Annotated in this window: 17 protein-coding genes; 14 read left to right on the forward strand and 3 right to left on the reverse strand. The window is 60.3% G+C overall.

Translation table 11 applies throughout. The features are described from left to right. Positions 1-10 precede the first annotated feature (10 nt). The 3 genes from PMI31_RS04365 to ccoM all read left to right on the forward strand — a co-directional run bounded on the left by PMI31_RS04365 (position 11) and on the right by ccoM (position 863). A complete protein-coding gene (locus PMI31_RS04365) occupies positions 11-346 on the forward strand; it encodes a hypothetical protein (protein WP_008016475.1) in 336 nt (111 codons plus the stop codon). A gap of 99 nt (positions 347-445) precedes the next feature. Beyond that, positions 446-607, forward strand: coding sequence for a hypothetical protein (locus PMI31_RS31035; protein ID WP_008016476.1), 162 nt, complete (start codon positions 446-448; stop codon positions 605-607). Between the two features lie 145 nt (positions 608-752). Further along, a complete protein-coding gene (ccoM, locus tag PMI31_RS31690) occupies positions 753-863 on the forward strand; it encodes a cytochrome c oxidase subunit CcoM (RefSeq protein ID WP_008016477.1) in 111 nt (36 codons plus the stop codon). A 275-nt stretch (positions 864-1,138) separates the two neighbouring features. Here the strand turns inward: ccoM and PMI31_RS04375 are convergent, their stop codons facing one another. Then, positions 1,139-2,614 carry an inorganic phosphate transporter gene (locus PMI31_RS04375; protein ID WP_008016478.1) on the reverse strand — a complete coding sequence of 492 codons (1,476 nt, stop codon included), beginning with the start codon at positions 2,612-2,614 and terminating at the stop codon, positions 1,139-1,141. Between the two features lie 376 nt (positions 2,615-2,990). Continuing rightward, positions 2,991-3,191, reverse strand: coding sequence for a hypothetical protein (locus PMI31_RS04380; protein WP_007986337.1), 201 nt, complete (start codon positions 3,189-3,191; stop codon positions 2,991-2,993). A gap of 689 nt (positions 3,192-3,880) precedes the next feature. Here PMI31_RS04380 and pcaR point away from each other — a divergent pair. The 11 genes from pcaR (at position 3,881) to pcaC (ending at position 14,673) form a co-directional block, all read left to right on the forward strand. Beyond that, positions 3,881-4,723: a pca regulon transcriptional regulator PcaR gene (pcaR, locus tag PMI31_RS04385; protein WP_008016479.1), complete on the forward strand. Its 843-nt coding sequence runs from the start codon at positions 3,881-3,883 to the stop codon at positions 4,721-4,723. A 124-nt stretch (positions 4,724-4,847) separates the two neighbouring features. After that, on the forward strand, positions 4,848-6,194 hold the full coding sequence (locus tag PMI31_RS04390; protein ID WP_008016481.1) for an MFS transporter: 1,347 nt from the start codon (positions 4,848-4,850) through the stop codon (positions 6,192-6,194). A 268-nt stretch (positions 6,195-6,462) separates the two neighbouring features. After that, positions 6,463-7,320, forward strand: coding sequence for a CoA transferase subunit A (locus tag PMI31_RS04395; RefSeq protein ID WP_008016482.1), 858 nt, complete (start codon positions 6,463-6,465; stop codon positions 7,318-7,320). Continuing rightward, positions 7,320-8,099, forward strand: a complete 780-nt coding sequence (locus PMI31_RS04400; protein ID WP_008016484.1) for a CoA-transferase subunit beta — start codon at positions 7,320-7,322, stop codon at positions 8,097-8,099. The genes PMI31_RS04395 and PMI31_RS04400 overlap by 1 nt, the downstream gene beginning before the upstream one ends. Beyond that, the gene (gene pcaF / locus PMI31_RS04405) at positions 8,096-9,301 is read left to right on the forward strand and encodes a 3-oxoadipyl-CoA thiolase (RefSeq protein WP_177323549.1); all 1,206 of its coding nucleotides are present in this window, start codon (positions 8,096-8,098) and stop codon (positions 9,299-9,301) included. Before PMI31_RS04400 ends, pcaF begins: the two co-directional genes overlap by 4 nt. A gap of 37 nt (positions 9,302-9,338) precedes the next feature. Beyond that, the gene (gene pcaH / locus PMI31_RS04410; protein WP_008016487.1) at positions 9,339-10,043 is read left to right on the forward strand and encodes a protocatechuate 3,4-dioxygenase subunit beta; all 705 of its coding nucleotides are present in this window, start codon (positions 9,339-9,341) and stop codon (positions 10,041-10,043) included. A gap of 1 nt (position 10,044) precedes the next feature. Beyond that, entirely contained in the window at positions 10,045-10,611 is a 567-nt protein-coding gene (pcaG, locus tag PMI31_RS04415) for a protocatechuate 3,4-dioxygenase subunit alpha (protein WP_008016488.1), read from the forward strand. 204 nt (positions 10,612-10,815) lie between these two features. Further along, a complete protein-coding gene (locus tag PMI31_RS04420; RefSeq protein WP_008016489.1) occupies positions 10,816-12,057 on the forward strand; it encodes an MFS transporter in 1,242 nt (413 codons plus the stop codon). A gap of 45 nt (positions 12,058-12,102) precedes the next feature. After that, the gene (locus PMI31_RS04425) at positions 12,103-13,467 is read left to right on the forward strand and encodes a 3-carboxy-cis,cis-muconate cycloisomerase (RefSeq protein ID WP_008016491.1); all 1,365 of its coding nucleotides are present in this window, start codon (positions 12,103-12,105) and stop codon (positions 13,465-13,467) included. Between the two features lie 11 nt (positions 13,468-13,478). Then, positions 13,479-14,270: a 3-oxoadipate enol-lactonase gene (gene pcaD / locus PMI31_RS04430; RefSeq protein WP_008016492.1), complete on the forward strand. Its 792-nt coding sequence runs from the start codon at positions 13,479-13,481 to the stop codon at positions 14,268-14,270. Positions 14,271-14,280: 10 nt separating this feature from the next. Further along, on the forward strand, positions 14,281-14,673 hold the full coding sequence (pcaC, locus tag PMI31_RS04435) for a 4-carboxymuconolactone decarboxylase (RefSeq protein WP_008016493.1): 393 nt from the start codon (positions 14,281-14,283) through the stop codon (positions 14,671-14,673). 221 nt (positions 14,674-14,894) lie between these two features. Here the strand turns inward: pcaC and PMI31_RS04440 are convergent, their stop codons facing one another. Then, positions 14,895-17,789: a ribonucleoside-diphosphate reductase subunit alpha gene (locus PMI31_RS04440; protein WP_008016494.1), complete on the reverse strand. Its 2,895-nt coding sequence runs from the start codon at positions 17,787-17,789 to the stop codon at positions 14,895-14,897. Between the last annotated feature and the right edge of the window lie 206 nt (positions 17,790-17,995).

Raw genomic sequence — 17,995 nt, forward strand, 5'->3', positions numbered from 1 at the left:
ACCGAAAACCATGCTGCCACCGATGCTCCCCCTGAGTGCCGTGCCGATCACGTCACAAACCGACCCGATCCGCCAGCGGCCGGATATCCCACCGGTGGTGCCGGTGCAGGAAAGCTCCAGTGAAAGCACCATTGACCTGCAAAAGCGCAATCCTGAAGAGGACGGGGCAGTGCTGCGCGAGGAGCAGCGCCGCAAGCAGGAGCGGCGCCGTCGTGAAGTCGATAATGACCCCGAGGCTCACCTGGCGATTCCCGGCGATGAACTCAATGCCGACAACACCGTGCCGGTGGTGCCACTGATGGAAGATCAGCCGCGGCAGGGGCTGTGGGTCGATATCGAGATTTGAGCGCAGGCTGGTCAGCGCGGTCGTCAGGCCGCATTATTGGCGCAGGGTTGCCGAACGCTACGGCGGCTGACACTCATTTCAAGCGATGCACTGACCGCCATGAGCCAAGACGACAAACTGATTGACCTCAATGCTGAGCGCGCCAAGCGTGTTCATGACCTCAATGACAAGCGGCTCAATGAAGTTCGCCAGGCATTCGAGCAGGCCATGCCGTTGGGCAAGGCCAAAAAAAAGCCGAAAAACAAACCGAAAAAACGCTGACCCCCACCCCGCATTCATTGATGCGGGTCAAACTTTTCCCTTCCTCTTGCCCGGTCTCGGGCGACATTGATCCCGGTCAATATTCTCTCCTGCCCGTTTGGTTAACTTAGCCCTATCGCAACAGGGCAAGTGCAGGAGACGCGTCATGTTTTTCGACAACGTGGTGATCGCCGGGGTGCTGACTGTCAGCCTCATGTTGGTTTTTTTTGCAGGGTTCGGATTTTTTATCTGGAAGGATTCGCACAAGCGGAAGTAACCGCAGGTCTTTCTGGATGTAATGAGCACGCAAGGCATTTTGGGCAACTTCGGTTGCCCTTTTTTTTGCCTGCGAAAAACTGTCGGTAAACACGTAACCCTGTAGGAGCGAGCTCTGCTCGCGATGGACGCCAACGATGACGCGGGCTGCCTGAATGTACGCGTTGTCCTTGCGGTCATCGCGAGCAGAGCTCGCTCCTACAGTGATTTTTTGCGATTGGCGGATATAAAAAAGGCGCGGTCCTTGCGGAGCGCGCCTTTTTCGATGCAGCTGTATCAACTACCCAGTGCCTTCGAAGCCAGCCAGAACAACCCGGCCGACAGGGCCACGGTGGCTGGCAGGGTCAACACCCAGGCCAGCAGGATGGTTCTGACGGTGCCACCTTGCAGGCCGCTTTTGTTGGCGACCATGGTGCCCGCCACGCCGGAGGACAGCACGTGGGTGGTGGAAACCGGCAGGCTGAAGATGTTCGCCATGCCGATCAGGCTGGCAGTGGTGATCTGCGCCGACATGCCTTGGGAGTAAGTCATGCCTTGCTTGCCGATCTTCTCGCCAATGGTCAGTACCACGCGTTTCCAGCCGACCATGGTGCCCAGGCCCAGGGCCAGTGCTACCGCCAGAATCACCCAGAACGGGGCGTATTCAGTGGTCGTGGTCAGGTCTTTGCGCAACTTGTCCAGGTCAGCCTTTTCACGCGCCCCGAGTGTTGGCAGCTTGCTGACTTTCTTCGCGGTGTCGTCCAGGCAGAGCAGGTAACGACGTACTTCGATACGGCTTTCCGCCGACAGCGAATGGTAGTCGGCTACACCATTGAGGGTGCCAAGCAGGGCGGTAATGGTCGGTTCGGTCTGTTGCGGGTTGCAACGGAACTTCTCCGGCAAGTCGCCATCCAGGCTCTTGCCCAGGGCCAGGAACTCGCCCAGGGTTTCGGAGTTGCGCTGGTAGAACTGGTTCAGGTGCAGGGTCGCGTCGCGAGTCCGCTCGATCTGATAAGTTGTGCTGTTCAGGTCGAGGACGAACTGGGCCGGCACGATACCGATCAGCACCAGCATGATCAGGCCGATACCTTTCTGGCCATCGTTGGAACCGTGCACGAAACTCACAGCCATGGCCGAGATCACCAATACCAGGCGATTCCAGAACGGCGGGTGTTTCTTGTCGTCGATCTTGCGGCGCTGTTCCGGCGTCTTGTGCATCTTCGACAGCGGACGCCACCATTTAAGACCGATCAGGATCAGCGCGGCGATCAGGAAGCCGGCCATTGGCGAGAACACCAGCGACATGCCGATATCGATCGCCTTTTGCCAGTTCACCCCGTCGGCCAACGGAATTTCGTTGATCAGGGCGTTGGCCAGGCCCACGCCGAGGATCGAACCGATCAGCGTGTGGGAGCTGGAGGCAGGGATACCGAAGTACCAGGTGCCCAGGTTCCAGGTGATGGCTGCGGCGAGCAACGAGAACACCATGGCCAGTCCGTGACCGGTATTCACATTGATCAGCAGTTCTACCGGCAGCAGGTGGACGATGGCATACGCCACGCCAACCCCGCCCAGCAGCACGCCGAGGAAGTTGAACACACCGGAGAAGAACACCGCCAGGTGAGGCGGCATGGCTTTGGTGTAGATAACGGTAGCCACCGCGTTAGCGGTGTCATGAAAGCCGTTGATGAACTCGAAAGCGAGGACAAAGGCCAGGGCGAGCAAGAGGCTCACAAGCACCCAAGCATCCAGTCCGCTGAATAAATCGATCATGAAGGTTTTCTGACCCGGTCATAAGGGGGCGCGATTATGCCAGAAAAGACTGCTAATCAATGCACTAGCTGCTCATCGGTTACATTCTTCAACGATTTTTTTTGCCGCAGCACCTAAAAACCCAGGCTTTTGCTGTGTTTTTTAAGTGATTGATTTTGTTGGAAAAGTTCGCCGTCACAAAACCTTCACGCCCCGGCAAGAGGGGCTTGAATGGTCGTACGAAAAATCTGAGAAATAGGTCCGATATCAGAAATCCGCCTGATTCCAAGGCGGTGATGGCCGCTGCCCGCTTGTAGCGGGCACGCAAGGCAACATCAATACATCCCGCTTTTAACGGGTGCAGAGGCAAGCCCTTGTAAGGATCAGGCCAAAGCAGTCACGGCTCTTCGGCTTTGAGTTCCTTTTCCATTTTTTGAAGTTCTTGCTGGAAAACCTGATCCTGAACGGTGGCGCGTTTACGCCAGGGTTTACGTTCCGGTTCGGGTTGAGCGGCGTAAGTGGTGACTTCTCCGCCGTAAACTTCCTTGTAACGTTGTTCCTGGCGCTCTAGTTCCGCGCGCAGTTCGTCTTTCGTCACAGTGCTACCTGATTGAGTTTGGATAAATTCTGGTGAAAACGCGCTGTATCAAATCGAATGATCACGTTCATCGGATGGGCAATGCCGGTCAAGGCATCGTTTTGGCAACGGCGTGATCAATACTTCCATGTCACAGGCGGCTACGACACCAGAGATAAATAGCTGACGTAGCTTCAGTTCCCTGTTTCAGCAAGCGCACTGGCAAGGCTGTGCAGTGCGGATCTGGCGCTTGCTACGGGCAACGGCGATGGAACATCGCATTGCCGGGCAGCGGGTTCGGCAAGTAAAAAACCGAAGCGCTACTGAATTGTATTATAGCGGCCGATTTGAAGAACACTATCTCCAAAGAGTTAAAAGTGAATCCTGGTGTGTGACCGTTTTGTTGCTCAAAACTTGCGATTCACTGGAACGTCGACTGATACCACATTACCGAGATGCCTTTCTGACGTCGTTAAGTCGAACAAGTTACGGTATTTGGATTGCCTCATTAAGTCCTGTGTCGAGTCGATGTAAGCAGAGGTTCGTGACTCAGTGAAAAAACGGACATCAGCGGATCGGGTGATTGGCACGGTGGATTGCGATTATCGGTCGAGCGTTCGATAATCGCCCGGAGATGGCGGGCCGGGCTTGAGTGCCAGGCGGCAGCCCTTTGTAATAGTCGCTGATCCGAGTGGGTAAAAGGACCTTGTATGAACGATCAAATGCGCAATTCCTTCGCTTCAGTGGCTCCCCCCATCGTTGCCTCACCGGCCAAACGGATCCAGGCACTGACCGGCGACCCGGATTTCATGACGTCTCTGGCCCGTGGCCTGGCCGTGGTGCAAGCGTTTCAGGAGCGCAAACGGCACCTGACCATCGCCCAGATCAGTCACCGCACGGAAATTCCCCGCGCCGCCGTGCGACGTTGCCTGCACACCCTGATCAAGCTCGGCTACGCCACCACCGACGGCCGCACCTATTCGCTGCTGCCCAAAGTGCTGACCCTCGGCCATGCCTATGTGTCATCAACACCGCTGGCGGTTTCCGCCCAGCCGTACCTGGACCGCATGAGCGAGCAACTGCACGAGGCCTGCAACATGGCGACTCTGGAAGGTGATGACATTCTGTACATTGCCCGCTCCGCGACCACCCAGCGCCTGATTTCGGTGGACCTGTCGGTGGGCGGGCGCCTGCCGGCCTATTGCACGTCGATGGGACGGATTCTGCTGGCCGCGCTGGATGACACTTCGCTGGGCGAATACCTCGATCACGCCGAATTGCAGGCCAAGACCAGCCGTACGATTCACACCCCCGAGGCACTGCTCGAATGCCTGCAAGAGGTGCGACAGCAAGGCTGGTGCATCGTCGACCAGGAACTCGAGCAAGGGCTGCGTTCGATTGCCGTCCCGGTGTATGACGCCTCCGGCCAGGTGGTCGCGGCCCTCAATGTCAGCACTCACGCCGGGCGAGTCAGCCGCAATGAACTGGAACAGCGTTTTCTGCCTGGCCTGCTGAGTGCCAGTCGCGACCTGAGTACCCAGTTGTTCTCCTAAGCTGTTCGATAAACGCACAGAGTCGCGTTTGGCGAATTGACGCTGTTTCCTGTGGATCATTACTGTCGCGACTGCGTCAGCCCCGGCTGGCCCCTTTTCGACTGTGATCCACGGAATAAAAATAATGAACCAGCCTCAGTCTGCTGTAGGAAACTGCCTCGACGTGCAGTCCTTCATCAACACCCAACCCATATCGCGCTACCAGTGGCGGGTGGTGATCCTGTGTTTTCTGATTGTCTTTCTCGACGGCCTCGATACCGCGGCCATGGGCTTCATCGCGCCGGCGCTGTCTCAGGATTGGGGGATCGATCGTGCCAGTCTTGGCCCGGTAATGAGTGCAGCCTTGATCGGCATGGTCTTCGGTGCACTGGGCTCCGGTCCTTTGGCTGATCGCTTCGGGCGGAAAGTCGTATTGGTCGGGGCGGTGCTTTTGTTCGGCGCCTTCAGCCTGGCCTCGGCCTACAGCAGCAATGTCGATCAGTTGCTGGTGTTGCGCTTCCTGACCGGCCTGGGTTTGGGCGCCGGCATGCCGAATGCCACGACCCTGCTGTCGGAATACACCCCGGAGCGCAAGAAGTCCCTGCTGGTGACCAGCATGTTCTGCGGTTTCAACCTCGGCATGGCCGGCGGCGGATTTATCTCGGCCAAGCTCATTCCGGCCTTTGGCTGGCACAGCCTGCTGCTGATCGGCGGAGTTCTGCCACTGATCCTCGCCGTCGTTTTGCTGCTTTGGCTGCCGGAGTCGGCGCGTTACCTGGTGGTGCGTAACCGCGGTACGGACAAAGTGCGCAAGGCACTGGCGCCGATTGACCCGACAGTGGTGGCCCAGGCATCCAGTTTCAGCGTGCCGGAACAGAAAACCGTGAAGGCGCGCAATGTGTTCGCGGTGATTTTCTCCGGCACCTACAGCGTCGGCACCTTGCTGTTATGGCTGACCTACTTCATGGGCTTGGTGATCGTTTACCTGCTGACCAGTTGGCTGCCGACGCTGATGCGTGACAGTGGCGCGAGTATGGAACAGGCCGCCTTCATCGGTGCACTGTTCCAGTTCGGTGGCGTGTTGAGTGCGGTGGGCGTGGGCTGGGCGATGGACCGGTTCAATCCGCACAAGGTCATCGGCACTTTCTACCTGCTGGCCGGGGTGTTTGCCTACGCGGTAGGGCAGAGCCTGGGCAACATCGCGCTGCTGGCGACGCTGGTGCTGGTGGCCGGGATGTGTGTCAACGGTGCGCAATCGGCAATGCCGTCGCTGGCTGCGCGATTTTATCCGACTCAGGGGCGAGCCACCGGGGTGTCGTGGATGCTCGGGATCGGCCGCTTCGGCGCCATCCTCGGGGCGTGGATGGGCGCGACGCTGCTGGGGTTGGGCTGGAACTTCGAGCAAGTGCTGACGGCGCTGGTGATTCCGGCGGCACTGGCGACCACGGCGGTGGTGATCAAGGGCATGGTCAGTCATGCGGATGCGACCTGAGGCTGATTCCCGGATTTTGCAGTGACTTCTCGGGCCTCATCGCGGGCAAGCCCGCTCCCACAGGGATAAGTGTGATCCTTGTGGGAGTGGGCTTGCTCGTGATGCTTTTGGGGATAGGTAGCCAGACAACAATGTGTTCGATAATCGAACGCTCAGTCGATTATCGGATTGTTTGGCCTTTTTCAGAAGCTTAACCTTCAGTCATTCCGGCGCTGCGCATCGGCGCCTTCTTCCACTGTCGGTTAACAATAAACGGGAGCCTGCCCCAATGGCTGAAATCCTTTCGCTGCACGACGCGGTGAAGCAATTCGTAAACGACGGCGATACGGTCGCGCTCGAAGGCTTTACCCACCTGATCCCGACGGCGGCGGGTCACGAAATCATTCGTCAGGGCAAGAAAGACCTGACCCTGGTGCGGATGACCCCTGACTTGATCTACGACCAGTTGATCGGTGCCGGTTGTGCCCGCAAGCTGATTTTCTCCTGGGGCGGCAACCCGGGTGTCGGTTCCCTGCATCGCCTGCGTGACGCAGTGGAGAAACAGTGGCCGCATGCGCTGGAGATCGAAGAACACAGCCATGCCGACCTGGCCAATGCCTACGTCGCCGGCGCTTCCGGCCTGCCGTTCGCGGTCCTGCGTGCCTACGCCGGTTCCGATTTGCCGAAGGTCAACCCGTTGATCAAATCGGTGACTTGCCCGTTCACTGGTGAAGTGCTGGCCGCCGTGCCTTCGGTGCGCCCGGACATTACCGTGATTCACGCGCAGAAAGCCGACCGCAAGGGCAACGTGCTGCTCTGGGGCATCCTCGGCGTGCAGAAAGAGGCCGCACTGGCCGCCAAGCGCTGCATCGTCACCGTTGAAGAAATCGTCGACGACCTCAATGCGCCAATGAACGCTTGCGTGCTGCCCACCTGGGCCTTGAGCGCTGTGTGCCACGTACCTGGTGGTGCGCATCCGTCCTACGCCCACGGTTACACCGAGCGCGACAACCGTTTCTACCAGGCCTGGGATCCGATTGCCCGCGACCGTGAAACCTTCACCGCGTGGATCAACGAATACATCCACGGCAGCGCTGACTTCAGCGAGTTCCAGGCCAAACTGGCCGCCGCTTCGGAGGCGAAGTAATGACTTACACCACCAATGAAATGATGACCGTTGCCGCCGCTCGCCGTTTGAAGAACGGTTCGGTGTGCTTCGTCGGCATCGGCCTGCCGTCGAAAGCGGCCAACCTGGCGCGCCTGACGTCCTCTCCGGATGTGGTACTGATCTATGAATCGGGTCCGATCGGTGCCAAGCCGACCGTACTGCCATTGTCGATCGGTGACGGTGAGTTGGCGGAAACCGCCGACACCGTGGTCCCGACCGGCGAGATTTTCCGTTACTGGCTGCAGGGCGGACGCATCGACGTCGGCTTCCTCGGCGCGGCGCAGGTCGATCGTTTCGGCAACATCAACACCACTGTGGTCGGCGATTATCACGCGCCGAAAGTACGCCTGCCAGGTGCCGGTGGCGCGCCGGAAATTGCCGGTTCCGCCAAGAGTGTGCTGATCATCCTCAAGCAGTCGGCGCGTTCGTTCGTCGATAAACTCGACTTCATTACCTCGGTCGGCCATGGCGAGGGCGGTGATTCGCGCAAGCGTCTCGGCCTGCCGGGCGCAGGCCCGGTCGGGATCATCACCGACCTGTGCATCATGGAGCCGGAGGAGGGTACCCACGAATTCGTAGTCACCGCGCTGCACCCGGGCGTGACCCGTGAGCAAGTGGTTGCCGCCACCGGTTGGGCCATCCGTTTTGCCGACAACGTTGAGCAAACCGCCGAGCCGACCGAGGTCGAACTGACCGCGCTGCGTGATCTCGAAGCTCGTACCGCTGCCGCCCACGGCCAAGCCCCCGGAGAAGCGTGATGCGTGACGTTTATATCTGCGATGCGATTCGTACCCCCATCGGCCGTTTCGGCGGTGGTCTGTCGACGGTGCGTGCCGACGACCTGGCCGCCGTGCCGATCAAGGCCTTGATCGAGCGCAATCCGTCGGTGGACTGGAACGCGGTGGACGAGGTGTTCCTCGGCTGCGCCAACCAGGCCGGCGAAGACAACCGCAATGTCGCGCGCATGGCGCTGCTGCTGGCCGGGCTGCCGGAAACCATTCCCGGCGTGACCCTCAATCGTCTCTGCGCTTCGGGCATGGATGCTATCGGCACCGCGTTCCGCGCCATCGCCAGCGGCGAGATGGAACTGGCGATTGCCGGCGGCGTCGAGTCGATGTCCCGCGCGCCGTTCGTGATGGGCAAGGCCGATGCAGCGTTTTCGCGCAACATGAAGCTGGAAGACACCACCATCGGCTGGCGCTTCATCAACCCGCTGATGAAAGCCCAGTACGGCGTGGATGCGATGCCACAGACTGCCGACAACGTGGCTGACGACTATAAAGTGTCCCGCGAAGATCAGGACGCCTTTGCCCTGCGCAGTCAACAACGCACCGCCGCCGCGCAAGCCGTCGGGTTCTTCGCCGAAGAAATTGTCGAAGTACGGATTGCCCACAAGAAGGGTGAAACCGTGGTCAGCCAGGACGAGCATCCTCGCGCCGACACCACCCTGGAAGCCCTGACCAGACTCAAACCGGTCAACGGCCCCGACAAAACCGTCACCGCCGGCAACGCCTCCGGAGTGAACGATGGCGCCGCGGCGCTGATCCTGGCCTCGGCCGAAGCCGTGAAGAAACACGGCCTGACCGCCCGCGCCAAAGTGCTGGGCATGGCCAGCGCCGGTGTTGCGCCGCGGGTGATGGGCATCGGCCCGGTGCCGGCGGTGCGTAAACTGACCGAGCGCCTCGGTGTGGCGGTCAGCGATTTCGACGTGATCGAACTCAACGAAGCCTTCGCCAGCCAAGGCTTGGCGGTACTGCGTGAACTGGGGATCGCGGATGACGCGGCCCAGGTCAACCCGAACGGTGGCGCGATTGCCTTGGGTCATCCGTTGGGCATGAGCGGCGCGCGACTGGTGTTGACTGCGTTGCATCAGTTGGAAAAAACCGGTGGCAAGAAAGGTCTGGCGACCATGTGCGTCGGCGTCGGCCAAGGTCTGGCTTTGGCGATCGAACGGGTCTGACACACCCCGTCGGCTAACAAGAACTGAGGAAAGTGTAATGACTGACAAGCCTGGATACCGCCGCCCGCAGGCGGGCACTCAGCCGGAATACCTGCATCCGACCTATCAATCCACCAATCTGCGCTCGCCGTCCAAGCCGTTGGTGTTCCTGCCCCATTCATTGTCGGAAATCACCGGGCCGACCATCGGTGCCGAGCGCGTCAACGAGAAGGATAACGACCTGACCGCCCAGCATGAGGGGCAGCCACAGGGTGAGCGCATCATCATTCACGGCCGCGTACTGGATGAAAACGGTCTGCCGGTGCCGGGGATTCTGGTAGAGATCTGGCAGGCCAACGCCGCCGGTCGCTACGCCCATGCTCGCGACTTGCACGATGCTCCGCTGGACCCGAATTTCACTGGCACCGGCCGCACCGTGACCGACGCCGATGGCTTGTATCAGTTCCAGACCATCAAGCCCGGCGCTTATCCATGGGGTAACCACCACAATGCGTGGCGCCCGGCGCACATCCACTTCTCGCTGTTCGGGCCGAGCATTCTGACGCGCCTGGTGACGCAGATGTATTTCCCGGGTGACCCGCTGCTGGCGTACGACCCGATCTACAACTGTGTGCCCGATACCAGCGCCAAAGAGCGTTTGATCGCCACGTTCGATCTGGAAAAAACCATCCCTTCCTATGCCCTCGGTTATCGCTGGGACATCGTATTGCGCGGCCGCGATGCCACGCCGATGGAGAAATAAGATGACGCTGACTGCGACCACGTCCCACACCGTCGGGCCGTACTACCACATCGGCCTGACCTGGCTGAACCGCGAAAACCTGACCGTCGAACAAACCCTTGGCGAGCGCGTGGCGATCACCGGGCAAGTGGTCGACGGCAATGGCGACATCGTCAACGACGCGATGCTGGAAGTCTGGCAGGCCAACGCCGCCGGCAAGTATGACCACCCCGAAGACGACCAGGACAAACCCCTGGACCCGAACTTCGAAGGCTTTGGTCGGGTGCCGGTGGATGCCGAAGGACGCTTTCGCTTCACCACCATCAAGCCGGGCACGGTTGAGGGGCTCAAAGGCACGACTCAGGCACCGCACCTGGTGGTGCTGGTGTTTGCCCGTGGCCTGGTGAAGCACCTGCTGACACGGATTTACTTTGAGGGCGAGGCGGCGAATGTGAACGATCCGCTGCTGGAGTGCGTGCCGGCCGAGCGTCGGGGTACTTTGTTGGCGAAAAAGGATGCGAGCGGTGTGTACCAGTGGAATGTGGTTCTGCAGGGTACCGATGCCGAGACGGTGTTCTTCGATTATTGAGTGAACACCGCAACACCTTGTAGGAGCTGGCTTGCCAGCGAAGGACGCGAGAGCGACACGGTCAATCCATCGATACGCGTAATCGTTGACGACCATCGCTGGCAAGCCAGCTCCTACAAGGGATATAGGTTGCTGATCCATCTGTGGAACGGGACTGTTGCAAAGTGTGTCTAGACTCTCACTGTCCCCATTGAGTGAAAAACAATGACAACACCAACCGCTACACCCGCGCTATATACCGGCGAAGAGCGCAGAAAACGGATCTTTGCCATTGTCGGCGCCTCGTCCGGCAACCTGGTCGAATGGTTCGACTTCTATGTTTACGCGTTCAGTGCGCTCTATTTCGCGCCGGCCTTTTTCCCCTCCGACAACCCCACGGTGCAGTTGGTCAATACTGCGGGCGTGTTTGCCGCCGGATTCCTGATGCGACCGATTGGCGGCTGGATTTTCGGTCGCTTGGCAGACAGGCACGGGCGCAAGAATTCGATGGTGATCTCGATTCTGATGATGTGCTTCGGCTCGTTGCTGATCGCTTGCCTGCCGACCTACAGCAGCATCGGGATCTGGGCGCCGATTCTGTTGCTGTTTGCGCGTTTGTTGCAGGGCCTGTCGGTCGGTGGCGAGTATGGCACCACCGCCACCTACATGAGTGAAGTCGCCCTCAAGGGGCAGCGTGGTTTCTTCGCTTCGTTCCAGTACGTGACGCTGATTGGCGGGCAACTGCTGGCGGTATTGGTCGTGGTGATCCTGCAGCAGTTTCTCAGTGAAGACGAGTTGCGAGCCTACGGTTGGCGGATTCCATTCGTGGTGGGTGCCATGGCGGCGCTCGTTTCGCTTTATCTGCGCCGTTCGCTGAAAGAAACCACCAGCAAGGAAATGCGCGAGAACAAGGACGCCGGCAGCATCAGCGCACTGTTCCGCGACCATAAAGCCGCGTTCATCACCGTACTGGGTTACACCGCCGGCATGCCGGCCAAGACCGCCAGCTACATCATGACCGGCGCGCTGTTCCTCTATATGTGCATGCAACCGGTTTTCGGCATGCTCGCCGACAAGATCGGCCGGCGTAACTCGATGCTCTGGTTCGGCGCCCTCGGCACACTGTTCACCGTACCGATCCTGTTGAGCCTGAAAAGTGTCGGCAGTCCGTTCCTGGCCTTTGTGTTGATTACCCTGGCGCTGGCGATCGTCAGTTTCTACACCTCCATCAGTGGCCTGGTGAAAGCCGAGATGTTCCCGCCAGAGGTGCGTGCACTGGGTGTCGGCCTGGCGTATGCGGTGGCGAATGCGATCTTCGGCGGTTCGGCTGAATACGTGGCCTTGAGCCTCAAGGCCGGGGGGATGGAAAACTCCTTTTACTGGTACGTCACGGTGATGATGGCGGTGGCGTTCCTGTTCAGCCTGCGTCTGCCGAAACAGGCCGCGTACCTGCATCACGACCTTTGATCTTCTCGCGCGGGCCGTAGCGGCCCGCGCCTCCAGGAATTGTTTATGAACCAGCGACCGGGCAATCAATTGTTCGATGCCTATTTCACTGCCCGCGATATGCGCGACGTGTTTTGCGATCAGGGCCGGGTCCAGGCCATGCTTGATTTCGAAGCGGCACTGGCCCGGGCCGAAGCGCGGGTCGGGTTGATTCCGTCGAGTGCTGTCGCGCCGATTGAAGCGGCTTGCAGCGCCAGACTCTACGACTTTGCAGCGTTGGGCGAGGCGATTGCCACGGCGGGTAACTCGGCGATTCCGTTGGTCAAGGCGCTGGGCAAGCAGATCGCGGCCACCGATGTCGAGGCCGAACGTTACGTGCATCTGGGCGCGACCAGTCAGGATGTGATGGACAGCGGCCTGGTGCTGCAACTGCGCCGTGCACTGGCACTGATCGAAAGCGATCTGGCGCAACTGGGCCAGACCCTTGCGACGCAGGCCCAACGTTATGCGGCCACGCCGCTGGCCGGGCGCACCTGGTTGCAACACGCAACGCCCGTCACCCTCGGCATGAAAATCGCTGGCTGGCTAGGGGCGGTGACACGCAGCCGCCAACGCCTGGCCGAACTCAAACCCCGGCTGCTGGTGCTGCAATTCGGCGGTGCTTCCGGGACCCTGGCGGCCTTAGGGGAACAGGCCATGCCGATTGCCCGGGCGCTGGCCGAAGAACTGCAACTGACCTTGCCCGATCAGCCATGGCATACCCAGCGTGACCGCGTGGTGGAGTTCGCTGCGGTACTCGGCCTGATCGCCGGCAGTCTCGGCAAGCTCGGTCGCGACGTCAGCCTGTTGATGCAAACCGAGGCCGCCGAAGTGTTCGAACCCTCGGCACCGGGCAAGGGTGGTTCCTCGACCATGCCGCACAAGCGCAATCCGGTGGGCGCGGCGGTGCTGATCGGCACGGCGACGCGCGTACCCGGTTTGCTCTCGACGCTGTTCAGCGCCATGCCCCAGGAGCACGAGCGCAGCCTCGGCCTGTGGCATGCCGAGTGGGAAACCCTGCCGGAAATTTGCTGCCTGGTGTCGGGTAGCTTGCAGCAGGCGCTGTTGATCGCCCAAGGACTGGAAGTGGATGCCGGGCGCATGGCCCGTAACCTCGATTTGACCCAGGGGCTGGTACTCGCCGAAGCAGTGAGCATCGTCCTGGCGCAACGGGTTGGGCGCGACACCGCGCATCATCTGCTGGAGCAATGCTGCAAACGTGCCGTGGCCGAACAACGTCATCTGCGCGCGGTACTCGGCGACGAGCCGCAAGTAACGGCCGAACTGTCGGCTGAAGAACTCGATCATCTGCTGGACCCCGCCCATTACCTCGGCCAGGCCAAAACCTGGGTCGAGCGGGCGGTGGCTGAACATTCTGCATTGACTGCCTGAAGGAGACTGCTGTGGCTTTTGTACAACTCGCCGAGGGCGAACTGCATTATCAACTCGATGGACCGGTCGATGCGCCGGTGCTGGTGTTGTCCAACTCCCTGGGCACAGACCTGCACATGTGGGATGCGCAAATCCCGGCGTTCTCCGAGCATTTTCGCGTGCTGCGTTTCGACACCCGCGGCCATGGCCAGTCTTTGGTAACGCCGGGGTCTTACAGCATCGAGCAACTGGGCCACGACGTGCTGGCGTTGCTGGATGCCTTGCACATTGAGCGCGCGCATTTCTGCGGTCTGTCCATGGGCGGGCTGATCGGCCAGTGGCTGGGCATCAATGCCGGCGAGCGCCTGAACAAGCTGGTGGTGTGCAATACCGCGGCGAAAATCGGCGATCCATCGGTATGGGACCCGCGTATCGACATGGTGCTGCGGGATGGTCAGGCGGCCATGGTTGCCCTGCGCGATGCGTCGATCGCCCGCTGGTTCACCCCGGATTTCTCCGAGGCCAACCCGGCGGCGGCCAAGCAGATTACCGACATGCTGGCGGCCACCTCGCCCGAAGGTTATGCGGCCAACTGTGCGGCCGTGCGCGATGCGGATTTCCGCGATCAATTGTCTTCGATCAAGGTGCCGCTGCTGGTGGTTGCCGGTACAGAAGACGCGGTCACGCCGCCATCCGGCGGGCATTTCATTCAGGAGCATGTGCAGGGCGCCGAATACGCCGAATTCTATGCTGCGCACCTGTCCAACGTGCAGGCCGGCGCTGATTTCAGCGAACGCGTACTGGCGTTCCTGCTGGCTCGTTGAGGGAAATTCCGTGGACGAGAAACAACGTTACGACGAAGGTATGAAAGTCCGTCGCGCGGTACTGGGCGACGCTCATGTCGACCGCAGCCTGACCACCCTGACCGAGTTCAACTCGGAGTTTCAGGAGATGATCACCCGCCATGCCTGGGGCGACATCTGGACCCGCGAGGGCCTGCCGCGCCATACCCGCAGCCTGATCACCATCGCCATGCTGATCGGCATGAATCGCGAGGGTGAACTCAAACTGCACCTGCGCGCTGCGGCCAACAACGGTGTCAGCCGTGGCGAGATCAAGGAAGTGATCATGCAGAGCGCCATCTATTGCGGGATTCCGGCAGCCAATGCGACGTTCCACTTGGCCGAGTCGGTGTGGGATGAGTTGGGGGTTGAGTCGCGGGAGTAGATCCGGCGATTTTTGTTGCTTGAGCCGACGCCATCTTGAGCTTGTTCGCGATGGTCGTTAACGATAACACGTGCTGTCTGGATTCACGCGGCGCCCTCAAGACCATCGTCGGATCGCCGCCCGGAGCAAGCTCGCTCCTACACGGCAAAAGAAAACCCCCGACCCGCCAGAGGCTGATCGGGGGTTTCTAGTAAGCGTCTTGCGACGCTTACCGGCTCAGCTTATTGGCAAGCTTCGCAATCCGGCTCGTCGATGGCGCAAGCCTTCGGTACTGGAGCAGGGCCGGCTGGCGCTGCCAGGACCGAATCTTCACCGTGGTTGCCGCCGCTGGAAACAGCGTTCAGCTTGCCGGTGTTGATGGTCGACTTCTCGGTGCTGGTTGCAGCCAGGGCACGGAGGTAGTAAGTGGTCTTCAGACCACGGTACCAGGCCATGCGGTAGGTCACGTCCAGCTTCTTGCCCGAAGCGCCGGCGATGTACAGGTTCAGCGACTGAGCCTGGTCGATCCACTTCTGACGACGGCTGGCGGCGTCGACGATCCACTTGGTATCCACTTCGAATGCAGTCGCGTAGAGCTCTTTGAGTTCTTGCGGGATGCGCTCGATCTGCTGCACCGAACCGTCGTAGTACTTCAGGTCGTTGATCATGACCGAGTCCCACAGATCGCGAGCCTTCAGGTCGCGAACCAGGTACGGGTTGATCACGGTGAATTCGCCCGACAGGTTCGATTTCACATACAGGTTCTGGTAGGTCGGTTCGATCGACTGCGAGACGCCGGTGATGTTGGCGATGGTCGCGGTCGGTGCGATGGCCATGATGTTGGAGTTACGAATGCCTTTCTGTACACGGGCGCGAACCGGAGCCCAGTCCAGGGATTCGTTCAGGTCAACGTCGATGTACTTCTGGCCACGCTGCTCGATCAGGATTTGTTGCGAATCCAGCGGCAGGATGCCTTTGGACCACAGCGAACCCTGGAACGTGTCGTAAGCGCCACGCTCGTCTGCCAGGTCGCAGGAAGCCTGGATCGCGTAGTAGCTGACCGCTTCCATCGACTTGTCGGCGAACTCGACGGCAGCGTCGGAACCGTAAGGAATGTGCTGCAGGTACAGCGCGTCCTGGAAGCCCATGATGCCCAGGCCGACCGGACGGTGCTTGAAGTTGGAGTTCTTCGCTTGCGGCACCGAGTAGTAGTTGATGTCGATCACGTTGTCGAGCATGCGCACGGCGGTGTTCACGGTGCGTTGCAGCTTGGCGGTGTCCAGCTTGCCGTCGACGATGTGGTTCGGCAGGTTGATCGAGCCCAGGTTGCAAACGGCGATCTCGTCCTTGTTGGTGTTCAAGGTGATCTCGGTGCACAGGTTCGAGCTGTGGACCACGCCGACGTGCTGCTGCGGGCTGCGCAGGTTGCACGGGTCTTTGAAAGTCAGCCATGGGTGGCCGGTTTCGAACAGCATGGACAGCATCTTGCGCCACAGGTCTTTGGCCTGGATGGTCTTGAACAGCTTGACCTTGCCCGGGTACTCGGTCAGGGCTTCGTAGTACTCGTAGCGCTCTTCGAAGGCCTTGCCGGTCAGGTCGTGCAGATCCGGCACTTCGGACGGCGAGAACAGGGTCCACTTGCCGTCATCGAAGACGCGCTTCATGAACAGGTCAGGGATCCAGTTGGCGGTGTTCATGTCGTGGGTACGGCGACGGTCATCACCGGTGTTCTTGCGCAGCTCGATGAACTCTTCGATGTCCATGTGCCAGGTTTCCAGGTAGGCGCAGACAGCGCCTTTGCGCTTGCCACCCTGGTTAACGGCAACGGCGGTGTCGTTGACCACTTTCAGGAACGGCACGACGCCCTGGGATTTGCCATTGGTGCCCTTGATGTACGAGCCCAACGCGCGAACCGGGGTCCAGTCGTTGCCCAGGCCGCCGGCGAATTTCGACAACATGGCGTTGTCGTGGATCGCGTGGTAGATGCCCGACAGGTCGTCCGGCACGGTGGTCAGGTAGCAGCTCGACAGCTGTGGACGCAGGGTGCCGGCGTTGAACAGGGTCGGGGTCGACGCCATGTAGTCGAAGGACGACAACAGGTTGTAGAACTCGATGGCACGGTCTTCACGGGCTTTCTCTTCGATCGCCAGGCCCATGGCCACACGCATGAAGAAGATCTGCGGCAGTTCGAAGCGCACGCCATCCTTGTGGATGAAGTAGCGGTCGTACAGGGTCTGCAGGCCCAGGTAGGTGAATTGCTGGTCGCGCTCGTGGTTGATCGCCTTGCCCAGTTTTTCCAGGTCGAATTCGGCCAGCACAGGGTTCAGCAGTTCGAACTCGATACCTTTGGCGACGTAGGCCGGCAGTGCCTTGGCGTACAGGTCGGCCATTTCGTGGTGAGTGGCGCTTTCGGCCACGCCGAGGAAGCCCAGGCCTTCGGCACGCAGGGTGTCCATCAGCAGGCGCGCGGTCACGAACGAGTAGTTCGGCTCGCGTTCAACCAGGGTACGGGCAGTCATCACCAGAGCGGTGTTGACGTCGTTCAGGGCCACGCCGTCGTACAGGTTCTTCAGGGTTTCGCGCTGGATCAGGTCGCCGTCGACTTCTTCCAGGCCTTCGCACGCTTCGGTGACGATGGTGTTCAGGCGGCCCATGTCCAGCGGCGCCAGGCTGCCGTCGGCACGGGTGATGCGGATCGACGGGTGAGCGTTGACCGCTTCCTCGGCCGGCGCACGCACGGCACGTTCCTTGGAACGGGCATCACGGTAGATCACGTAGTCGCGAGCCACTTTCTGCTCGCCGGCACGCATCAGGGCCAGTTCGACCTGATCCTGGATTTCTTCGATGTGGATGGTGCCGCCCGATGGCATGCGACGCTTGAAGGTCGCGGTGACCTGTTCGGTCAGGCGGGCAACGGTGTCGTGGATTCGCGACGAGGCGGCAGCGGTGCCGCCCTCAACTGCGAGAAACGCTTTGGTGATGGCGACGGTGATTTTGTCATCGGTGTAGGGAACGACAGTGCCGTTACGCTTGATCACGCGCAGTTGGCCAGGCGCGGTGGCGGACAGATCCGAATTCGAATCAGCGGCCGGCGGCAAGGTGCCCTGCGGGTTCTCGCGAGTTGTGTCGGTTTGCATGGGGGAGTGTCTCCACATTCTCTATGTTTGTTTGGGCACCATCACGGTGCCCACCGTTCCGTCCTGAAGCACTACAACCGGCGAGCGCCGGGCATAACAACTTCGGGACAGTAGGAAGGGGGCTTTATCGGGCGCCGCTTCCATGCCGAAGTCTTTGGTTTCACGCCTTGGGCCTGAAACCGGGATCCATTGCAGGTGACAGTCGG

Source organism: Pseudomonas sp. GM55 (genome assembly GCF_000282395.1).
Classification (GTDB): Bacteria; Pseudomonadota; Gammaproteobacteria; order Pseudomonadales; family Pseudomonadaceae; genus Aquipseudomonas; species Aquipseudomonas fluorescens_CC.

Coding starts and splice junctions, on each gene's coding strand:
- ccoM (WP_008016477.1), top strand. CDS start 753: ATGTTTTTCGACAACGTGGTGATCGCCGGGGTGCTGACTGTCAGCCTC.
- PMI31_RS31035 (WP_008016476.1), top strand. CDS start 446: ATGAGCCAAGACGACAAACTGATTGACCTCAATGCTGAGCGCGCCAAG.
- PMI31_RS04390 (WP_008016481.1), top strand. CDS start 4,848: ATGAACCAGCCTCAGTCTGCTGTAGGAAACTGCCTCGACGTGCAGTCC.
- pcaH (WP_008016487.1), top strand. CDS start 9,339: ATGACTGACAAGCCTGGATACCGCCGCCCGCAGGCGGGCACTCAGCCG.
- PMI31_RS04440 (WP_008016494.1), bottom strand. CDS start 17,789: ATGCAAACCGACACAACTCGCGAGAACCCGCAGGGCACCTTGCCGCCG.
- PMI31_RS04420 (WP_008016489.1), top strand. CDS start 10,816: ATGACAACACCAACCGCTACACCCGCGCTATATACCGGCGAAGAGCGC.
- PMI31_RS04400 (WP_008016484.1), top strand. CDS start 7,320: ATGACTTACACCACCAATGAAATGATGACCGTTGCCGCCGCTCGCCGT.
- PMI31_RS04365 (WP_008016475.1), top strand. CDS start 11: ATGCTGCCACCGATGCTCCCCCTGAGTGCCGTGCCGATCACGTCACAA.
- PMI31_RS04375 (WP_008016478.1), bottom strand. CDS start 2,614: ATGATCGATTTATTCAGCGGACTGGATGCTTGGGTGCTTGTGAGCCTC.
- pcaR (WP_008016479.1), top strand. CDS start 3,881: ATGAACGATCAAATGCGCAATTCCTTCGCTTCAGTGGCTCCCCCCATC.
- PMI31_RS04425 (WP_008016491.1), top strand. CDS start 12,103: ATGAACCAGCGACCGGGCAATCAATTGTTCGATGCCTATTTCACTGCC.
- pcaG (WP_008016488.1), top strand. CDS start 10,045: ATGACGCTGACTGCGACCACGTCCCACACCGTCGGGCCGTACTACCAC.
- PMI31_RS04395 (WP_008016482.1), top strand. CDS start 6,463: ATGGCTGAAATCCTTTCGCTGCACGACGCGGTGAAGCAATTCGTAAAC.